Below are 17,988 nucleotides of genomic sequence, written 5' to 3' on the forward strand. Positions count from 1 at the left end.
CCATGGACGGCATCTACCTCGACAACAACGCCACCACCCGCGTCGACGACGCGGTGGTCGCGGCCATGCTGCCCTTCTTCACGGAACAGTTCGGCAACCCGTCCTCGATGCACAGCTTCGGCAACAAGGTCGGCCTGTCGATCAAGAAGGCGCGCATGCAGGTGCAGGAACTCCTGGGTGCCGAGCACGAGTCGGAGATCATCTTCACCTCCTGCGGTACCGAGTCCGACTCGACCGCCATCCTGTCCGCCCTGCGCGCCAGCCCGGAGAAGAAGGAGATCATCACCACCAGCATCGAGCACCCGGCCGTCCTGGCCCTGTGCACCCACCTGGAGAAGGAAGGCTACAAGACCCACTTCCTCAAGGTGGACGAGAAGGGCCGCCTGGACCTGGACGAATACGCCAAGCTGCTCACCGACAAGGTCGCCGTGGTCTCGATCATGTGGGCCAACAACGAGACCGGCACCCTGTTCCCGGTCGAGCGGATGGCCGAGATGGCCCATGCCAAGGGCATCCCCTTCCACACCGATGCGGTCCAGGCCGTGGGCAAGGTGCCCATCGATCTGAAGACCAGCAAGATCGACATGCTCTCCCTGTCCGGCCACAAGCTGCACGCGCCCAAGGGCGTCGGCGTCCTGTACCTGAAGCGCGGCGTCCGCTTCCGTCCGCTCCTGCGCGGCGGCCACCAGGAACGCGGCCGCCGGGCCGGCACCGAGAACACCGCCTCCATCGTCGGCCTCGGGCTCGCCTGCGAGCAGGCCATGCAGCACATGGCGTTCGAGAACACCGAGGTGAAGCGCCTGCGCGACAAGCTGGAGGCCGGCATCCTGGCCAAGGTGCCGCGCGCCTTCGCCACCGGCGACGTCAGCAACCGGCTGCCCAACACCAGCAACATCGCCTTCGAGTTCATCGAGGGCGAGGCCATCCTGCTCCTGCTCAACAAGTTCGGCATCGCCGCCTCGTCGGGCTCGGCCTGTACCTCGGGCAGCCTGGAACCCAGCCACGTCATGCGCGCCATGGGCATTCCCTACACCGCCGCGCACGGCACCATCCGCTTCTCGCTGTCCCGCTACAGCACCGAGGCGGAGGTCGACCGGGTCATCCAGGTGGTGCCGGAGATCGTCGCCCAGCTGCGCAAGCTGTCGCCCTACTGGGGCGAGAACGGCCCCGCCGAAGAGCCGGAAAAGGCCTTCGCCCCGGTCTACGCCTGAGTCCGGGCCGACGTTCAAGATTCGCCCCCTCCTGCCGATATAGGAAGGGTCCGCCGGTCGCCCGCGAGGGCGGCTGCGGTCGGATCACCCGTATCTACCCGCAGGAGGAGGCGTAATCATGACGTCCCGGATCAAATGGCTGGCTGCCCTGGCGGCACTGGTGCCCGGCCTGGCCCTGGCGGCCACGGCCACCGGCAACCTGAGTGTCTCGGCGACCGTGAGCGATACCTGTACGGTCGGCACCAGCAGTATCGATTTCGGCGCCTACAACCCCATTTCCGGTTCCGCGCGCAGCGGTACCGGCGCGGTCAAGGTCACCTGTACCACCGGCACCCCGTACAGCATCGAGCTCGGCACCGGCGCCAATACGGCGTCCTGCTCCGGCAACCGCTGCATGAAGGACGCCAGTACCCACTACCTGCCCTACGAGCTGTACCTGGATAGCGGGCACGTCACGGTGTGGGGCGGTGCCGACTACGTGGCGGGCACGGCCAAGGTCTCGCAAACCGGCACCGGTGCCGAACAGACCCACGACCTCTACGGTGGCATCGCCGCCAGCCAGAACGTCCCGGCCGGCAGCTACAGCGACACCGTGACCATCACCATCAGCTACTGATGGCACTCGGACGCCTATTGGCCGCCGGCGCCCTGCTCTGGGCGGCCGGTGCCGGTGCCGCGGACATCGGCGTCATGCCGGTCGGGCTGAGCCTCGCCCAGGGCCGCGACCGCGCGGCGATCACCGTCACCAACCAGGGCAAGGACGGCGTGGTGATGCAGGTCGACACGGTGGCCTGGACCCAGGAGGGCGGCGAGGACCGCTACGTCCCCACCGCCGAACTGCTGGTCAACCCGCCGCTGTTCACGGTCAAGCCCGGCCATTCCCAGGTCTTGCGCGTCGGCCTGCGGCAGCCGCCTTCGGGCGAGCGGGAAGCCGCCTACCGGCTGATCCTGCGTGAAGTCCCCCAGGCCGCCGCCGTGCCGGCCAGCCCGGTGGCGGGCGGCCGGGTCCAAGTCCTGCTGCAGATGCGCCTGCCGGTCTATGTCGACCCGGCGCGACCGGATCCGGGCCAGCGTTGGCAGGCCCGCTGGGGCCGCGACGGCACCCTTGAAACGACCCTCAGCAACACCGGCAACGTGCATCTGGTGGTGGGCGAACTGCGCCTGCGCGCCGCCGATGCGGCGCCGGACGCGGCGCCCATCGCGATGCTCAAGGCCGGCACCCCGGTTTTTCCGGGCCAGAGCCGGACCTGGCAGTTGCCGGTCGGCCCCGCCGCCCGCGGCCAACGCTGCACGCTCGAAGTGACGACCGATCGGGGCCCGCAGCATGTGGCACTCGATCCGGTCCACCCGTGAGCCGGCGCGCCGACACCCGGCAGCCTGCCTCGGCGTCCTCGCTTTGCTGTGCGCCACGGCCGGGGCGGACGAGCCGGTCATCCTGGCGGTCAACCTGAACGGCATCGAGCGCGACGAGATCATCACCGCGCGTTACCTCGACGACGGCAGCCTGGCCGTCGCGCAACGGGACCTGGCCGGCTGGGGCATGCGGCTGCCGGCGGCCGGAAGCCTGAGCCTGGACGGTCGCGCCTACGTCCGCCTGGCCGACCTGCCCGAGGTTGCCTACGAGATCGACGCCGACAGCCAGAGCCTGCGTCTCCGGGTCCCGGCCAAGTCGTTCGCCGACCATGCCCTCGCCTACGGCCCGGAGGGCGACGCGCCGCTCACCCCGGGCACGCCGGGCGGCTTCCTGAACTACGACCTCAACTGGCAACGCGACGACGGTGCCGAACGCGGCGGCGGCCTGTTCGAGGCCGGCGTCTTCAACGGCTGGGGCAGCGGCCAGGCCAGCCTGCTCTGGGACGCCGACGCCGGGACCTGGCGGCGTCTCGACACGACCTGGACCATGGACCGGCCGGACAGGATGCAAAGCCTGCGCCTGGGCGACGCCATCGGCCTGCCCGGCAGCTGGGGGCGGGCGGTGCGTTTCGGCGGCCTGCAGTGGGCGACCAACTTCGCCACCCGGCCGGGTTTCATCACCTTCCCGCTGCCCAGCCTGCGCGGCGAGGCCAGCCTGCCTTCCACCCTCGACGTCTTCATGGACAGCGCGCGGCTCCTCCGGGACGAGATCCAGGCCGGGCCCTTCGACCTGAGCAACGTGCCCGTGGTGACGGGCCAGGGCGAGCTGCGCATGGTGGTGCGCGACCTCCTGGGCCGCCAGCAGGTCATCAGCCAGTCCTACTACGCGAGCCCTGCGCTGCTGAGGCCCGGCCTGCGCGACTTCGCCTACGAGATCGGCTTCCTGCGCCAGGACTACGGCACGGCCAGCAACCGTTACCGGGGCGCGATGGCGACGGCCACCGAACGGCTGGGCGTGAGCCCGGCGTTCACCCGGGAATGGCGGGCCGAAATGACCGGCGACGCCCAGGTGCTGGGTGCCGGCGGGGTCTGGCTGGTGTCCGCGGGGGCCGTGCCGTTCGCCGGCACGGTCGGCCTCGACGCCGCGGTCAGCCACGGACCGGCGGGGATCGGGACTTTGGTCGGGCTGGCCGCCGAGCACCGCTCGCGCCGGCTCAACGTCGGTCTCCAGGTCCGTTACGCCGAGCGCCGTTTCGTCCAGCTCGGCCTGTCGGAGACGGTGACGCCGCGCCTGACGGCGTCCGCCACACTGGGGTACAGCCTGGCCGGCCAGAGTCTGGGCTTCGGCTATCTGCGCCAGTCGACCTGGCAGGGCGACGACCGCCGCCTGGTCACCGGCAACTACAGCCTGGCGCTCGGGCGTGCCGGCCAACTCGGCGCCTACGTCCTGCACGAGCTGGGCGAGGCCGGCGGCTTCAGCCTGTCCGCCGTCTGGTCGCGGGCGCTCGACCCCGAGGTCGGCGTCAACGCCCGGGTCGACCGCCAGGGCGGACACAGCCAGGCCGATCTCCAGATCCAGCGCAACACGCCCAGCGCGGGCGGCCTGGGCTACCGGTTCCTGGTCGGCGACGAAGGCCGCTACCAGGCCGCGGCCACGCTGCAGACGGCGCGCGCCACGGCCACCGCCGAGGCCGCCGCCGCCGACGGCCGCACCGCCTACCGGGCCGGGCTGAGCGGCGGCGTCGCGGTGGCCGGCGGCGGCGTCTTTCCGAGTCGCCGCATCGACGGCAGCTTCGCGGTCGTCAAGGTGGCCGACTTCGCCGACGTGCGGGTCTACCGCGACAACCAGGAGGTCGCCCGTACCGACCGGCACGGCTTGGCCCTGATCACCCAGCTGCGCGCCTATGAGAAGAACCCGGTGGCCATCGAAGCGGCCGACTTGCCCATCGATGCCGAGGTCGATAGCCTGCAACTCAAGCTGACGCCCGCCTTGCGCAGCGGGGTGGTGGCCGAGTTCCCGGTCCGGCGTAGCCGCAATGCCCGGATTCGGCTGGTCGACGAGGACGGCCGCGCCTTGCCCGCCGGCGTGCAGGTGCGCATCGAGGGCGATGCCCGGACGTTCCCGGTCGGCTTCGACGGCCGCGTTTTCCTGACCGGCCTGCCCGGCCGGGTGGGGGTGGCGGCCGAATGGGACGGCCGCCGTTGCCGGGCCGAACTGGTGCCGGGGCCGGCGGCGGAACCGCTGCCCGACCTGGGCACCGTCGTCTGCAAAGGAGCGATGCCATGAAGGCCGTGATCTGTGCCGTGTCGTCCGTGCTCGCGTTGTTGCTGGCCAAGCCGGCGGCGGCGCTGTGCATCCTCTGCTCGTGCTCGGTGGCCATCAACAGCCAGGTCGCGTTCGGGGTCTACAATCCCCTGCCGGGCAGCGCCGCGGACACCGCCGGGCGCTTCACCGTGACCTGCGACGTCACCCTCGGGGTGCTCGACACCTATACCGTGGCCCTGGGCAAGGGCGGCAGCGGCAGCTATGCGCCGAGAAAGATGAGCAGCGGCACCAACGCGCTCAGCTACAACCTGTATCTGGACGCCGCCAGGACGACGGTCTGGGGCGACGGCAGCGGCGGCACGTCGCTGGTGAGCGACGCCTCCCTGCTGGGCCTGCTCGGGCACTACGTCAGGGTCTACGACGTCTATGGCCGCATCCTCGCCAACCAGCAGACCGCCCGCCCGGGCAGCTATGCGGACACCGTCACGATCACCGTCACCTACAACTGAGCGGCCGGGCGGCGGCATGGTCCCGGCAATGATCCGAACGGGTCAGCATCATTTTCCACAGTAATAACATTAGTATCACACTGGTTTCTTATGCTCTTGCGGTCTCCCGGGGCCACGCTTGGGACACGGTAGGATGAGAGCGCAGCGAGCCGACATGTCACGGCGGGCGACTGGATGTGCGCCGCCAAACCGATTCCCTATCCCATCGTTGTCCAGGCCGACGGTCCGTCCGGGCGGCACAGCACCTACTGTCAACGCGGAGATAGAAAATGAACAGACGTGAGTTTCTCAAGACCGGTTCGCTCGGTCTCGCCGGCCTTGCCCTGGGCGGCCAAAGCCTGCCCTGGCTGATCGATCAGGCGGTCGCGGGAAGCCTGGCCAGCGGCCAGCCCTGGAAGTTCGGCGTCATGGCCGACACGCAATGGAGCAACAAGAACGACCCCGACAGCCCGGCCACGTGCGCGGTCAACATCATCGAGGCCCTGAACCAGCAGTTCATCGCCGCCGGCGTCAAGTTCGTGGTCCAGGTCGGCGACCTGGTCAACACGGAAACCTGGAACGTCACCTCGGCGGCCGGCTATACCGACCCGTTCGGCAACGCCGCCGGTACCGCCGTGCGCACCCTGCCGTACCGTGCCTGGGCCGCCCAGTCGCTGTACGACCACGGCATCGGCTTCTTCCCGCTGCGCGGCAACCACGAGGGCAGCCAGACCGCCGCCAACGAACTGCCGGCCCTGTTTCCGCAGACCCTGGGCGAGGCGGACGCGATGTACGGCGTCAGCAAGGTCGTCGCCAGCACCATCGACGGCCTCAAGGGCTTGAGCTACGCCTTCGACTTCGGCAACGTGCGCATCGTCATGCTCGACCAGTTCACCCGCAAGGACGGCTCCGGCGCCGACAACAGCACCGCGATGCTGGACCAGCTGGCCTGGGTCGACAACGTCCTCGCCGACCGCCCGGCCGGCAGCCACGCCTTCGTCATGGCGCACAAAAACCTGATCGGCCAGAACCACGCCGACTGCCTGTTCGGTGCCAACGCGACGACCAACCCGGAGGCGCGCAACCAGTTCATCGGCAGCCTGCAGGCCAACCAGGTCGGCCTCTACCTGGGCGGCCACGACCACATGCACCACCGTTCCCTGATCGCCAGCCCGGACCGCAGCGCGCAGACCCAGCAGATCATCTGCTCGTCGAACAGCTACAAGTTCTACATCCCCAAGGGCACCCCGAACGACACCGACGGCTGCGAGACCGTGGTGGCCCAGGAACTGTTCACCATCGGCTACTACCTGTTCACCGTCGACGGCCCCTGCCTGACCGTGGAGTTCTATTCCTCCAGCCACGGCGAGGACTACGGCGACGTCGATCTGACGGCCTCACCGTTGGCCGGCTACCAGTTCTTCCTGCGCGAGCGGTTCGGCTACAGCCTGAACGGCAAGCAGTTCGACATCGCCAACGGCGAGTCCTACACCAAGGTGCAGGACAGCCACGCCGGCACCACGGCCAAGATCCTGTCCGGCAGCAATGCCGACACGGCCGGCGACCAGGACTACAACGGCCGCGCCGAGACCAAGACCGTGCGCACCGGCTGGCGCGACCGCCCGACCGGCGCCGCCAGCGCGGTCCTCAAGCTGTGGGGCATGGCCGAGAACCTGAGCCTGTTCGACGGGGACCTGACCGGCATGCTGCCCGACAGCGACGCCAGCACCGTCGGCGACGTCTACGTCCTGTCCCTGTCCTACGACGCGGCGGCGGTGCGTCCGTCCTTCCTGCGCACCGGCGACTTCGCCGTCTACGCCAAGGACGCCGACGGCAACTGGGTCAAGGCCGTGGAACTGAACGACGGCGGCACCGGCAAGTTCGTGTACGGCCCCTGGAAGGCCAAGCACGGCCTCGGCTGCTACGGCGTCGACCCGAGCACCCGCACGGTCTGGGCCGTGCTCAACCGCGACGGCGAATTCGTCGCCCGCTGACCGCCAACCCGATGTCCGGGGGCGCCGCGCGCCCCCGCCCTGCTACTTTGGAGATTCCAACATGAAGAAGACCCTGATCCTGGCCGCGTTCGCCGCCGCCCTGCCGTTCCAGGCCGTCGAGGCGAACGCCGCCGTGCTCGATTTCGACGGCTTGTACCACGACGATGCCCTGGTGGCCGATGCCGGCTACCGCTACGAAGAGGACGGCTTCCGTCTGGTCAACGCCGGCGACTACCCGTTCGCCACCTACGGCGCCCAGGTGAGTCCCGAATACACCGGCTCCACCGCCCTGTTCAACGACAACAACAACGGCGTCACGGTGCTCACCCAGATCGGCGGCGGCGCCTTCGACCTGACCTCGATCGACCTGGCCGAACTGATTCTGGGCGGCAGCAGCTACAGCGTGACCTTCACCGGCACCACCACCGGCGGAGCCGCCGTGACCCAGCAGTTCACCCTGGATGGGCTGGCCGGTTCCGAGACCTTCAGCTTCGATTCCAGCTTCAGCAACCTGACCTCGGTGGTGTGGACCAACAGCCCGGACTACACCCAGTTCGACAACATCACCGTCGCCGCCGCCGTGCCGGAACCGCAGACCTACGCCATGATGCTGGCCGGTCTCGGCCTGCTCGGCACGCTGCGCCGCCGCACCGGCAAGCGCGCCTGAGCCCGGAGGCAGACGCGGGCGGGGCGTGCCCCGCCCGCCGCCCGGCCATGGAGGCCGTCCTGTTCTCCGGCATCCAGGCGGCCGGCAAGTCTTCCTTTTTCACGGCCCGTTTCGCGGATAGCCATGTCCGCCTCAACCTGGACATGCTGCGCACCCGGCACCGCGAGCGCCTGCTGCTCGCGGCCTGCCTGGCCGCGCGCCAGGCCTTCGTGGTCGACAACACCAACCTCACCGCGGCGGACCGCCGGCGCTACATCGAGGCTGCCCGCGCGGCCGGCTTCCGGATCGTCGGCTACCGGTTCCGGATCGAGCTCGCCCACGCCATCGCCCGCAACGCCGGGCGCGCCCGGCCGGTGCCCGAGGTGGCGCTGCGCGCCGCCCGCAGCCGCTGGCAGGTGCCCGCGTACGCCGAGGGCTTCGACGCTCTGTACGACGTCCGCGCCGAAGACGGCCGTTTCGTGGTCGTGCCGGTGGCGCCCGACGCGGTTTTGTAGGAAACCCGACGAAGCCCGCGACGTGGTCCGCTTGGCAACGCGAGTTGGCCGTCGTTTGGCAATTAATAGCCGTTTTATCAATAAGTTAAAATATCCCCGGGTTGGCATGCCGTTTGCGATGGCGAAGACATCCATCGACAGGACGTACACCATGCCCACCATCACCATCGACGACACCACGCTGCGCGACGGCGAACAGTCGGCCGGCGTTGCCTTCACCCTGGAGGAGAAGCTCGACATCGCCCGCCGCCTGGACGCGCTCGGCGTGCCGGAACTCGAGGTCGGCATCCCGGCCATGGGCGACGGCGAATGCGACGGCATCCGCGCGGTCGCCGGGCTCGGCCTCAAGGCCAGGCTGATCGTCTGGAGCCGCATGCACGGCGGCGACCTGGAGGCGTGCCGGAACATGAAGGTGGACATGGTCGACCTGTCCATCCCGGTCTCCGACATCCATATCGGCAAGAAGCTCAAGCGCGACCGCGCCTGGATCCTCAAGACCATCGCCGAGGTGGTGCCGCGTGCCCTGGACATGGGCCTGGAGGTGATCGTCGGCGGCGAGGACGCCTCGCGCGCCGACCTCGACTTCCTGATGCGCGTGCTCGAGGCCGCCCAGGCGGCCGGCGCGCGCCGCTTCCGCTTCGCCGACACCCTGGGCGTGCTGGAGCCGTTCGGCGTCTACGAGACCCTGCGCAGCCTGCGTTCGATCTCCGACCTGGAGATCGAGATGCACGCCCACGACGACCTCGGCCTCGCCACGGCCAACACCCTGGCCGCCTGCCGGGCCGGTGCGACCCACGTCAACACGACCGTCAACGGCCTCGGCGAACGGGCCGGCAACGCCGCCCTGGAGGAGGTCGCCCTCGGCCTCAACAAGCTCTACGGCTACACCACCGGCGTCGACCTGACCGGCTTCCCGGCCCTCTCCCAGCGGGTCGCCGCCGCCTCCGGCCGGCCGGTGCCCTGGCAGAAGAGCGTGGTCGGCGAGGGCGTCTTCACCCACGAGGCCGGCATCCACGTCGACGGCCTGCTCAAGGACCCGGACACCTACCAGGGCTTCGACCCGCGCGAGGTCGGCCGTGCCCACAAGCTGGTGGTCGGCAAGCATTCCGGTTCGCGCGGCGTCCTGGCGGCCTACGCCCGCATGGGCCTGACCCTGAGCCAGGCCGAGGCGCGCGACCTGCTGCCCGACATCCGCGCCTTCGCCGAGAAGGCGAAGCGCTCGCCGGCCGACCAGGAACTGCTGTTCCTGTACCAGCGCTACATCGGCCGCAACGCCCCGGGGGCCCTGCACTGATGAACACCTTCCACATGCGCACCTGGCTGCCCATGCTCATGGCGGGCGTCTTCGCGCTCGCCCACAGCGCCACCGTGCGGCCGCGCGTGCTGCTCGTCGAACGCCTGGCGGCGGCCGGGGCCGGCATGACCTACCGGCCGCGCCGGGGGCCGCTGAGATGACCGAGACCGTGGCCACGGTGCCGGAAACCCGTCCGGGCCTGTTCACGCTCTTGCGCGAGGACGTCGACTGCGTGTTCCAGCGCGACCCGGCGGCGCGTTCCCGTTTCGAGGTGATCACCACCTATCCGGGCGTCCACGCGATCCTGATCCAGCGCCTGGCCCACCGCCTCTGGCATGCCGGCCTGCGTTATCCGGCCCGCCTGCTGTCCTGGCTGGCGCGCCTGTTCACCAACATCGACATCCACCCGGGCGCCACGCTGGGCCGGCGCTTCTTCATCGACCACGGCGCCGGCGTGGTGATCGGCGAGACCGCCGAGATCGGCAACGACGTCACCCTGTACCACGGCGTCACCCTGGGCGGCACCACCTGGAACAAGGGCAAGCGCCACCCGACCCTGGGCGACGGCGTCGTGATCGGTGCCGGGGCCAAGATACTGGGCGCCATCACCCTGGGCGACCGGGTGCGCGTGGGCGCCAACTCCGTGGTGGTCAAGGACGTGCCGGCGGACCGCACCGTGGTCGGCATCCCGGGCAAGGTGGTCAACCGCCTGGCCCCGGTCGACGGCCACGGCATCAACCTCGACCACCACCTGATCCCCGACCCGGTGGGCAAGGCGATCGCCTGCCTGATGGAGCGTATCGAGGTGCTCGAGGGCCGTTTGCGCGAGCACGGCGAGCCGGTCCAGGGCGAATGTTCGGTGTGCGACGCCGACGACCTGTGCGGCGCCACCTACAAGAAGATGAAAAAGGGATGAAATGGATCTGATGGATTTCGACAAGGCGGGCCTCTACTTCGACGAGCCGGTGGCGGCCGGAGTGCAGGACCTGATCGCCGAGGCGGGCGGGGTGTACGGCCAGGCGGCCGCGGAGGCGCTCCTGCACAAGGCCTACTTCCTGGCCCCCGAGTCGCTCGTGGTCCTGGTCGCCCTGTACCGCTACTACTTCTACCAGCACCGCCTCGAGGACGCCCTGCTGGTCGGCGAGCGCGCCCTCGGCATCGTCGGCCGCCGGCTCGGCTTCCCGGACGAGTGGTCGCGCCTGCACCCCGATTTCCTCGGCCAGGCGGTACTCCGCTCCATGGGCCTGCTGCGTTTCTACATGTCGGTCCTCAAGGCGACCGGCTACATCAACCTGCGCCTCGGCCGCATGGCCCAAGGCCAGGCCCTGATCGAGAAGCTGGTCGAACTGGACAGCCACGACCGCTTCGGCGGTCGGGCCATGCTCGAGATGATCGTGGCGGCCGTGGCCGACCGCATCGAGGAAGCCGCCTGAATTTTTTTACTGGAGAACCCAAATGGATGACCTGACCCTGGACGAAGCGATGGAAGACCTGGAATCGGCCGAGGACTTCCTCAACTACTTCGGCATCGCCTTCGACCAGAAGGTGGTGCACGTGAACCGCCTGCACATCCTGCAGCGCTTCCACAACTACATCGGCAAGGCCGGCGCGCTGCCCGACGACGAGGGCGCCCGCCGCGCCGCCTATGCCGCCCTGCTGGCCCGCGCCTACGAGGATTTCGTGCAGTCCGACGCCCTCACGGAAAAGGTCTTCAAGGTGTTCCACATGCACGAGCCGCAGACCGCCTTCGTGCCGCTCACCTCGATCGGCGTCGTGAAGCGCGAGCCGGCACCCGCGGAGGCGCACGAGCACGGCGCCGGCGGCTGCGGCTGCGGCGGCCAGGGCATGTGCCACAGCGTCGAGGGCGCCCTGAGGAGCTGACATGCTGCCCCGCTACGAATATGGCGACGCCGTCCGGGTGGTCCGCAACGTGCGCAACGACGGCACCTACCCGGGCATGGCCATGGGCAACCTGCTGGTCCGGCGGGGCTCGGTCGGCTACGTCATGAACGTCGGCACCTTCCTGCAGGACCAGTTGATCTACACGGTCCATTTCCTCGACCAGGACCGCGTCATCGGTTGCCGCGAGGAGGAACTGATCGGTGCCGACGAGCCGTGGACGCCGAGCCGTTTCGAGACCCGCGAGAAGGTGCGCGCCGCGCTCACCCTGGCGGTGGACGGCGAAGTCCTGGTGCCGGCCGGCACCGAGGGCGAGGTCATGCGGGTGGTGCGCGACACCGACGTCGGGGTCCAGTACCACGTCCATTTCCCCGGCCACGTCCTGCAGGTGCCCGAGCGGGTCCTGGCGCCCCTGGTGGAATGCGATGAGCAAGAAGGAGACTGACGTGAACGTCGCTTACCTGGTCCTCAAGACCGCCAACAGCCTGTACGGCAAGAGCACCAACGCCCTGTCCTCGGCAGAACTGGAAAAGGCCGAGCGCCTGGCCGCGCGCCAGTTCGACATGGAGGCCAGGATACTGGCCAGTCCGGAAGCCCGCGACGTCGCCGTGCCGGAGGCGACCGTCGTGGCCGCCCTGGCCGAGATCCGCGCCCGCTACAGCGACGAGGAGGCCTTCCACGCCGACCTGGCCGGCAACGGCCTCACGGTCGGCCAGTACGCCGAGGCCCTGGTCCGCGAACTGCGCGTCGACGCCATCCTGGAAAAGGTGGCCAGCCGCTCCGCCCGGGTCAGCGAGGTCGACGTCGACCTCTACTACCAGTTCCACCTGGAGGAGTTCAGCCGGCCCGAAGTGCGCCGCGCCCGCCACATCCTGGTCACCATCAACGAGGCCATCCCGGAGAACGGCCGGGAGGCCGCGCGCCAGCGCATCGACGAGATCGCCGCCCGCCTGGCGCGCGACCCAAAGCGCTTCGAGGAGCAGGCGCTGAAGCACTCCGAGTGTCCGACCGCGATGCAGGGCGGCCTGCTCGGCGACGTGGTCGCCGGCAAGCTGTTCCCGGAACTGGAAGCGGTCCTGTTCGCCCTCGCGGAGGGCGAGTTGAGCCCGGTGGTGGAGTCCGAGCTCGGCTTCCACATCCTGCGCTGCGACGAGATCAAGCCGGCCGGCGCGGTGCCGCTCGCCCAGGTGCGCGACAAGGTGCGCGAGATGCTGGCCACCCGGCGCCGGCGCATCTGCCAGAACGCCTGGCTCAAGGCCCTGGGCTGAGGGACCGTTCGGGGCGCTTCCGGGAAGGCCCCGAAATCGTGCAGAATCTGGCCTGGCTCAGGCAAGGACAGTCATGCACACCACGGAAACGACGCTGCCCGGCGTCCGCCTCATCGAACCGACGGTGTTCGGCGACGAGCGCGGTTTCTTCCTCGAGACCTGGCATCAGGCCCGCTACGCCGAGCTCGGCCTGCCGGAATGCTTCGTCCAGGACAACCTGTCCTACTCGCGCCGGGGCGTCCTGCGCGGCCTGCATTTTCAGCATCCGCACGATCAGGGCAAGCTGATCTACGTCCTCCAGGGCGAGGTGTTCGACGTCGCCGTCGACATCCGGGTCGGCTCGCCCAGTTTCGGGCGCACGGCGGTGGCCGTCCTGTCCGCCGACAACCGGCGCCAGTTCTACATCCCGCCCGGCTTCGCCCATGGCTACTGCGTGACCAGCGAGAGCGCGCTGGTGGCCTACAAGTGCTCCGAGTTCTACGCCCCCGGCACGGAGGCCAGCCTGCTCTGGAACGACCCCGACCTGGCCATCGACTGGCCGGAGCGGGCGCCGGAGTTGTCGGCCAAGGACCGGGCCGCCTTGCCGTTGCATGCCTTCCCGCGCGAGCGGCTGCCGGTCTATGTCGGCTGAGGCACGCCGCATCCTGGTCCTCGGCGGTGCCGGCCAGCTCGCCTGGGAACTGCGCCGCAGCCTGGCCAGCCTGGGCCAGGTGATCGCCGCCGGGCGCCGGAGCGCGACCCACGCCGTCGACCTCGAGCACCCGGAGACCATCCTGCCCCTGGTCGAGGCGGTGCGTCCGGACTGGATCGTCAACGCGGCCGCCTATACGGCCGTCGACCGCGCCGAGCAGGAGCCCGAGCGCGCCCGGGCCGTGAACGGGGTGGCTCCGGGACTGCTCGCCGAGGCGGCCGGCCGGGTGGGCGCCCAACTGGTGCACTATTCGACCGATTACGTGTTCGACGGCCGCGCCGGCCGCCCCTACCTGGAGGACGATCCCGCCTATCCGCTCGGCGTCTACGGCGCCAGCAAGCTGGACGGCGAGGCGGCCGTCGCCCGGGCCGGCTGCGACTGGCTCATCCTGCGTACCGCCTGGCTGTACGGCGCCCGCGGCGGCAATTTCATGCGCACCCTGCGCCGGCTGGCGCGCGAGCGTGCCGAGCTGCGCGTGGTCGCCGACCAGGTCGGCGCCCCGACCTGGGCGCGCCACGTCGCCGAGGCCACGGCCCAGATGCTCGCCCGCCTGGGCGACGACCGCGCCGCCTGGCACCGCCACTGCGGCGTCTACCACCTGAGTGCGGCGGGGGAGACGACCTGGCACGGCTTCGCCGAGGCCATCGTCGCCCACCAGCGCCGGCACGAGGAACTGCCCTGCCGGGCCGTGACCGCCATCGCCACGGCCGACTACCCGACGCCGGCACGCCGGCCGGCCTGCTCGCTGCTCGACAACGGCAAGCTGGCGCGCGCCTTCGGCATCCGCCTGCCGGACTGGCGCGTCGGCCTTGCCCAGGTGCAGGAAGAACTGGACGCCGGGGAAGAATGACGGCCAAGACCCTGCTCATCACGGGCGGCGCCGGCTTCATCGGCTCCGCCGTCATCCGCCACCTGATCGCCGACAGCGGCCACCGGGTGGTCAACGTCGACTGCCTGACCTACGCCGGCAACCTGGAGTCGCTCGCCACGGTCGCGGCAGACCCGCGCTACACGTTCGAGCGCGTGGACATCCGGGACGGTGCCGAGGTTGCCCGCCTGTTCCGCCAGTACCGGCCGGACGGCGTCATGCACCTGGCGGCCGAGAGCCACGTCGACCGCTCCATCGACGGACCCGCCGAGTTCATCCAGACCAACGTCGTCGGCACCTACACGCTGCTCGAGGCCGCCCGCGAATACTGGTGCGGCCTCGCCGCGGAGGCGCGCGCCGGCTTCCGCTTCCACCACATCTCCACCGACGAGGTGTACGGCAGCCTGGGGCCGAGCGGCCTGTTCACCGAGGCCACCTGCTACCGGCCCAGTTCGCCCTACTCGGCGAGCAAGGCCGCCTCGGACCATCTGGTGCGGGCCTGGCACCACACCTACGGCCTGCCGACCGTGACCAGCAACTGCTCGAACAACTACGGCCCCTACCATTTCCCGGAAAAGCTCATCCCCCTGATCATCCTCAACGCCCTGGAGGGCAAGCCGCTGCCGGTGTACGGCGACGGCCGCCAGGTGCGCGACTGGCTCTACGTCGAGGACCACGCCCGGGCCCTGGTCAGGGTGTTGCTGGCCGGGCGGCCGGGCGAGACCTACAACATCGGCGGCCGCAGCGAGCGCAGCAACATCGAGGTGGTGCACAGGCTATGCGAGCTGCTGGAAGAGCTGCGTCCGGACAAGCCGGCCGGCGTTGCGCACTACCGCGACCTGGTCCGCCACGTCGCCGACCGGCCCGGCCACGACCTCCGCTACGCCATCGATGCCGGCAAGATCGGCCGCGAGCTCGGCTGGGCGCCGCAGGAGACCTTCGAGACCGGCCTCAGGAAGACCGTGCGCTGGTACCTGGACAACGAGGCCTGGTGGCGCCGGGTGCGCGACGGCAGCTATCGCGGCGAACGCCTGGGCCTGGGGGGCACGCCATGAAGGGCATCATCCTGGCCGGGGGTACCGGCACCCGGCTGTATCCGCTGACCACGCACGTGTCCAAGCAGCTGCTGCCGATCTACGACAAGCCGATGATCTACTACCCGCTCGCCGCCCTCATGCTGGCCGGCATCCGCGAGATCCTGATCATCACCACGCCGCACGACGCCCCGCTGTTCCGGCGCCTGCTCGGCGACGGCCACCAGTGGGGCCTGCAATTCAGCTACGTCGAGCAGCCCAAGCCGGCGGGCATCGCCCAGGCCTTTCTGCTCGACCGCGGCTTCGTCGCCGAGCATCCCTGCGCCCTGGTCCTGGGCGACAACCTGTTCTTCGGCCACGATTTCGCGAGCCGGCTGAAGGAGGCGGCGCAGCTGACCGTGGGTGCCCGGGTATTCGCCTACCGGGTGCGCGATCCGGAACGCTACGGCGTGGTCGAGTTCGATAGCGACAACCGTGCCATCAGCATCGAGGAGAAGCCGGCCCGGCCCAAGTCCAACCACGCCGTCACCGGGCTCTATTTCTACGACGGCCAGGTCGGCGAGATCGCCGCGAACCTGAAGCCCTCGGCCCGCGGCGAGCTGGAGATCACCGACGTCAACATGGAATACCTGCGCCGCGGCCAGCTCACCGTCACCGACCTCGGCCGCGGCACCGCCTGGCTGGACACCGGCACCCACGAAGCCTTGCTGGAGGCCTCCTCGTTCATCGAAACCATCGAGCGCCGCCAGGGCCTCAAGGTGTCCTGCCCGGAAGAGATCGCCTGGCGCAACGGCTGGATCGGCGACGACGACATCCGCCGCCTGGCCCAGCCGCTGGCCAAGAACCAGTACGGCCAGTACCTGCTCGAGCTGCTGACCATGCCCTGAGCCCGGCCGGTGCTTGACATTGCATACCGATCGGTATGCAATGTCCGCCATGGACTCGACCCGGCAACCCGACCTCACCCGCCAGCGCATCCTGGAAGCCGGCTTCCAGGAGATCCACCGGCACGGTTACCAGGCGGCCAGCGTCGCCAGCATCCTGGCCGACACGGGCCTGACCAAGGGGCCCTGTACCACCACTTCCCGAGCAAGAAGGAACTCGGCCTGGCGGTGGTCGACGAGGTGGTCGGGCGCCGCCTGATCGAGCGCAACGTCGCCCCGCTGCGCCGCGCCGGCCGGCCGGCCCAGGCCCTGATCGAGCTGATCGGCAGCAAGCAGGGCACCAGCGAGGAATACATCCGCCTGGGCTGCCCGCTCAACAACCTGATGCAGGAGATGAGCCCGGTGGACGAGGACTTCCGCGTCCGCCTGAACGCTATCCTGGGCCAGTGGCAGGACGCCTTCGAGGACGCCCTGCGGCGCGCCCAGAGCGCCGGCGAGGTGCGTGCCGAGGTGAACTGCCATGCCGCCGCGCTGTTCATCGTCTCGGCGTGGGAGGGCTGCATCGGCATCGCCAAGAACATGCAGTCGAGCGAGAGCTACCGCGCCTGCATGTCCCAGTTGCAGGCCTACGTGGCCGGGCTGCTGAAGACCTGAAAATTTTTTAACCCGATACATACCGACCGGTACGTATCAACCTTGAGGCAAGGAGGCATCATGACCATCGTCCAGACCGTTTCCCCCGAGCAGGCCACCGGCAAGGTGGCGGAGATATACGCCCAGATCGAGCGCCGTTTCGGGCGTGTCTACGCGGGCTTCCAGCTCTACAGCGCCAGCCCCGAGCTGATGGCCCAGATCGCCGGCCAGAACGCCTACTACGCCCAGCACCCGAGCCTCGGCTTCCCGCTCCTGGCCCTGATCCGCATGCTGGTCTCGCAGCAGAACGACTGCGCCTACTGCATCGGCTTCAACGAGGCCATGCTGATCGGCCAGGGCGTCCTCAGCGTCGAGCAGGTCGCCGCGGTGAAGGCCGACCCGGCCAGCGCGCCGCTGCCCGAGCGCGACAAGGCCATGCTGCTGTTCGTGCTCAAGGGCTGCCGGGACGCCAAGTCGATCGGGCCGGCCGACCTCGACGCCCTGCGCGGCCTGGGCTGGAGCGACGGCGACATCGTCGACGCCCTGTTCCACGGCGCCCGCAACACCGCCGTGGACATCATGTTCGACGCCTTCAAGGTCGCCAACGACTTCTGAGGCCCGGCGCCGCCGCCCCGGTTGACAGGCCGGCTCGGCGCTCGTGACAATGCGGCCATGAACGCCAGCCAATTCGCCCCCGTACGCGTCCGCCGCCTGCCCAAGCGCGGCTGGCTGCGCATGGCGCCGTCCGGGGCCGATGGAGGAGCGGGGCACTAGTCGTATCCCGTTTCCTGAAGCAGGCCGCGGACCCACAAGGACCGCGGCCTTTTTGTTTTTCCTTACCCAGGAGAACCCCATGTCCGTACCGGCCGCCTACCTCACCGTCATCCTCATCTGGTCGACCACGCCCCTGGCCATCAAGTGGAGCGCCCAGGCGCGGGCTTCGC

General features: G+C 69.6%; 22 protein-coding genes. All 22 read left to right on the forward strand.

Annotated elements, in window-relative coordinates; translation table 11 throughout:
- Positions 1-2: 2 nt before the first annotated feature.
- Entirely contained in the window at positions 3-1,211 is a 1,209-nt protein-coding gene (nifS, locus tag EZJ19_RS14860; RefSeq protein ID WP_131448964.1) for a cysteine desulfurase NifS, read from the forward strand.
- Positions 1,212-1,329: 118 nt separating this feature from the next.
- A complete protein-coding gene (locus EZJ19_RS14865) occupies positions 1,330-1,827 on the forward strand; it encodes a Csu type fimbrial protein (RefSeq protein ID WP_131448966.1) in 498 nt (165 codons plus the stop codon).
- On the forward strand, positions 1,827-2,564 hold the full coding sequence (locus EZJ19_RS14870; protein ID WP_131448968.1) for a fimbrial biogenesis chaperone: 738 nt from the start codon (positions 1,827-1,829) through the stop codon (positions 2,562-2,564). The genes EZJ19_RS14865 and EZJ19_RS14870 overlap by 1 nt, the downstream gene beginning before the upstream one ends.
- On the forward strand, positions 2,536-4,851 hold the full coding sequence (locus EZJ19_RS14875; protein WP_131448970.1) for a fimbria/pilus outer membrane usher protein: 2,316 nt from the start codon (positions 2,536-2,538) through the stop codon (positions 4,849-4,851). Before EZJ19_RS14870 ends, EZJ19_RS14875 begins: the two co-directional genes overlap by 29 nt.
- Complete coding sequence (locus EZJ19_RS14880; protein ID WP_165873596.1) at positions 4,848-5,339, forward strand: Csu type fimbrial protein; 492 nt, start codon at positions 4,848-4,850, stop codon at positions 5,337-5,339. Before EZJ19_RS14875 ends, EZJ19_RS14880 begins: the two co-directional genes overlap by 4 nt.
- Positions 5,340-5,608: 269 nt before the next feature.
- Entirely contained in the window at positions 5,609-7,312 is a 1,704-nt protein-coding gene (locus EZJ19_RS14885; RefSeq protein WP_131448974.1) for a metallophosphoesterase family protein, read from the forward strand.
- A 61-nt stretch (positions 7,313-7,373) separates the two neighbouring features.
- Positions 7,374-7,979, forward strand: a complete 606-nt coding sequence (locus EZJ19_RS14890) for a PEP-CTERM sorting domain-containing protein (RefSeq protein WP_131448976.1) — start codon at positions 7,374-7,376, stop codon at positions 7,977-7,979.
- Between the two features lie 47 nt (positions 7,980-8,026).
- A complete protein-coding gene (locus tag EZJ19_RS14895) occupies positions 8,027-8,473 on the forward strand; it encodes an AAA family ATPase (RefSeq protein ID WP_131448978.1) in 447 nt (148 codons plus the stop codon).
- A 151-nt stretch (positions 8,474-8,624) separates the two neighbouring features.
- Positions 8,625-9,767: a homocitrate synthase gene (gene nifV / locus EZJ19_RS14900; RefSeq protein ID WP_131448980.1), complete on the forward strand. Its 1,143-nt coding sequence runs from the start codon at positions 8,625-8,627 to the stop codon at positions 9,765-9,767.
- Positions 9,767-9,928, forward strand: a complete 162-nt coding sequence (locus EZJ19_RS15955) for a hypothetical protein (protein WP_165873597.1) — start codon at positions 9,767-9,769, stop codon at positions 9,926-9,928. The genes nifV and EZJ19_RS15955 overlap by 1 nt, the downstream gene beginning before the upstream one ends.
- Positions 9,925-10,683 (forward strand): serine O-acetyltransferase, encoded by a 759-nt coding sequence (gene cysE, locus EZJ19_RS14905; RefSeq protein ID WP_131448982.1) that lies wholly within the window; start codon positions 9,925-9,927, stop codon positions 10,681-10,683. The genes EZJ19_RS15955 and cysE overlap by 4 nt, the downstream gene beginning before the upstream one ends.
- Position 10,684: 1 nt before the next feature.
- Positions 10,685-11,200 (forward strand): hypothetical protein, encoded by a 516-nt coding sequence (locus EZJ19_RS14910; RefSeq protein WP_131448984.1) that lies wholly within the window; start codon positions 10,685-10,687, stop codon positions 11,198-11,200.
- 22 nt (positions 11,201-11,222) lie between these two features.
- Complete coding sequence (gene nifW / locus EZJ19_RS14915; protein ID WP_131448986.1) at positions 11,223-11,648, forward strand: nitrogenase-stabilizing/protective protein NifW; 426 nt, start codon at positions 11,223-11,225, stop codon at positions 11,646-11,648.
- A 1-nt stretch (position 11,649) separates the two neighbouring features.
- Positions 11,650-12,111, forward strand: a complete 462-nt coding sequence (locus EZJ19_RS14920; protein ID WP_131448988.1) for a nitrogen fixation protein NifZ — start codon at positions 11,650-11,652, stop codon at positions 12,109-12,111.
- A 1-nt stretch (position 12,112) separates the two neighbouring features.
- Positions 12,113-12,934: a nitrogen fixation protein NifM gene (gene nifM / locus EZJ19_RS14925; RefSeq protein ID WP_165873598.1), complete on the forward strand. Its 822-nt coding sequence runs from the start codon at positions 12,113-12,115 to the stop codon at positions 12,932-12,934.
- 73 nt (positions 12,935-13,007) lie between these two features.
- Entirely contained in the window at positions 13,008-13,565 is a 558-nt protein-coding gene (rfbC, locus tag EZJ19_RS14930) for a dTDP-4-dehydrorhamnose 3,5-epimerase (RefSeq protein ID WP_131448992.1), read from the forward strand.
- Positions 13,555-14,475, forward strand: a complete 921-nt coding sequence (rfbD, locus tag EZJ19_RS14935) for a dTDP-4-dehydrorhamnose reductase (RefSeq protein ID WP_131448994.1) — start codon at positions 13,555-13,557, stop codon at positions 14,473-14,475. Before rfbC ends, rfbD begins: the two co-directional genes overlap by 11 nt.
- On the forward strand, positions 14,472-15,548 hold the full coding sequence (gene rfbB, locus EZJ19_RS14940; RefSeq protein WP_131448996.1) for a dTDP-glucose 4,6-dehydratase: 1,077 nt from the start codon (positions 14,472-14,474) through the stop codon (positions 15,546-15,548). The genes rfbD and rfbB overlap by 4 nt, the downstream gene beginning before the upstream one ends.
- The gene (gene rfbA / locus EZJ19_RS14945; RefSeq protein WP_131448998.1) at positions 15,545-16,414 is read left to right on the forward strand and encodes a glucose-1-phosphate thymidylyltransferase RfbA; all 870 of its coding nucleotides are present in this window, start codon (positions 15,545-15,547) and stop codon (positions 16,412-16,414) included. The genes rfbB and rfbA overlap by 4 nt, the downstream gene beginning before the upstream one ends.
- 40 nt (positions 16,415-16,454) lie before the next feature.
- Positions 16,455-16,670 (forward strand): TetR/AcrR family transcriptional regulator, encoded by a 216-nt coding sequence (locus tag EZJ19_RS16515; RefSeq protein ID WP_240754797.1) that lies wholly within the window; start codon positions 16,455-16,457, stop codon positions 16,668-16,670.
- Positions 16,640-17,065: a TetR family transcriptional regulator C-terminal domain-containing protein gene (locus tag EZJ19_RS14950; protein WP_240754798.1), complete on the forward strand. Its 426-nt coding sequence runs from the start codon at positions 16,640-16,642 to the stop codon at positions 17,063-17,065. Before EZJ19_RS16515 ends, EZJ19_RS14950 begins: the two co-directional genes overlap by 31 nt.
- Before the next feature lie 60 nt (positions 17,066-17,125).
- Complete coding sequence (locus EZJ19_RS14955; RefSeq protein ID WP_131449000.1) at positions 17,126-17,659, forward strand: carboxymuconolactone decarboxylase family protein; 534 nt, start codon at positions 17,126-17,128, stop codon at positions 17,657-17,659.
- Positions 17,660-17,988: the final 329 nt, after the last annotated feature.

This window comes from Parasulfuritortus cantonensis, assembly GCF_004337445.1.
Classification (GTDB): Bacteria; Pseudomonadota; Gammaproteobacteria; order Burkholderiales; family Thiobacillaceae; genus Parasulfuritortus; species Parasulfuritortus cantonensis.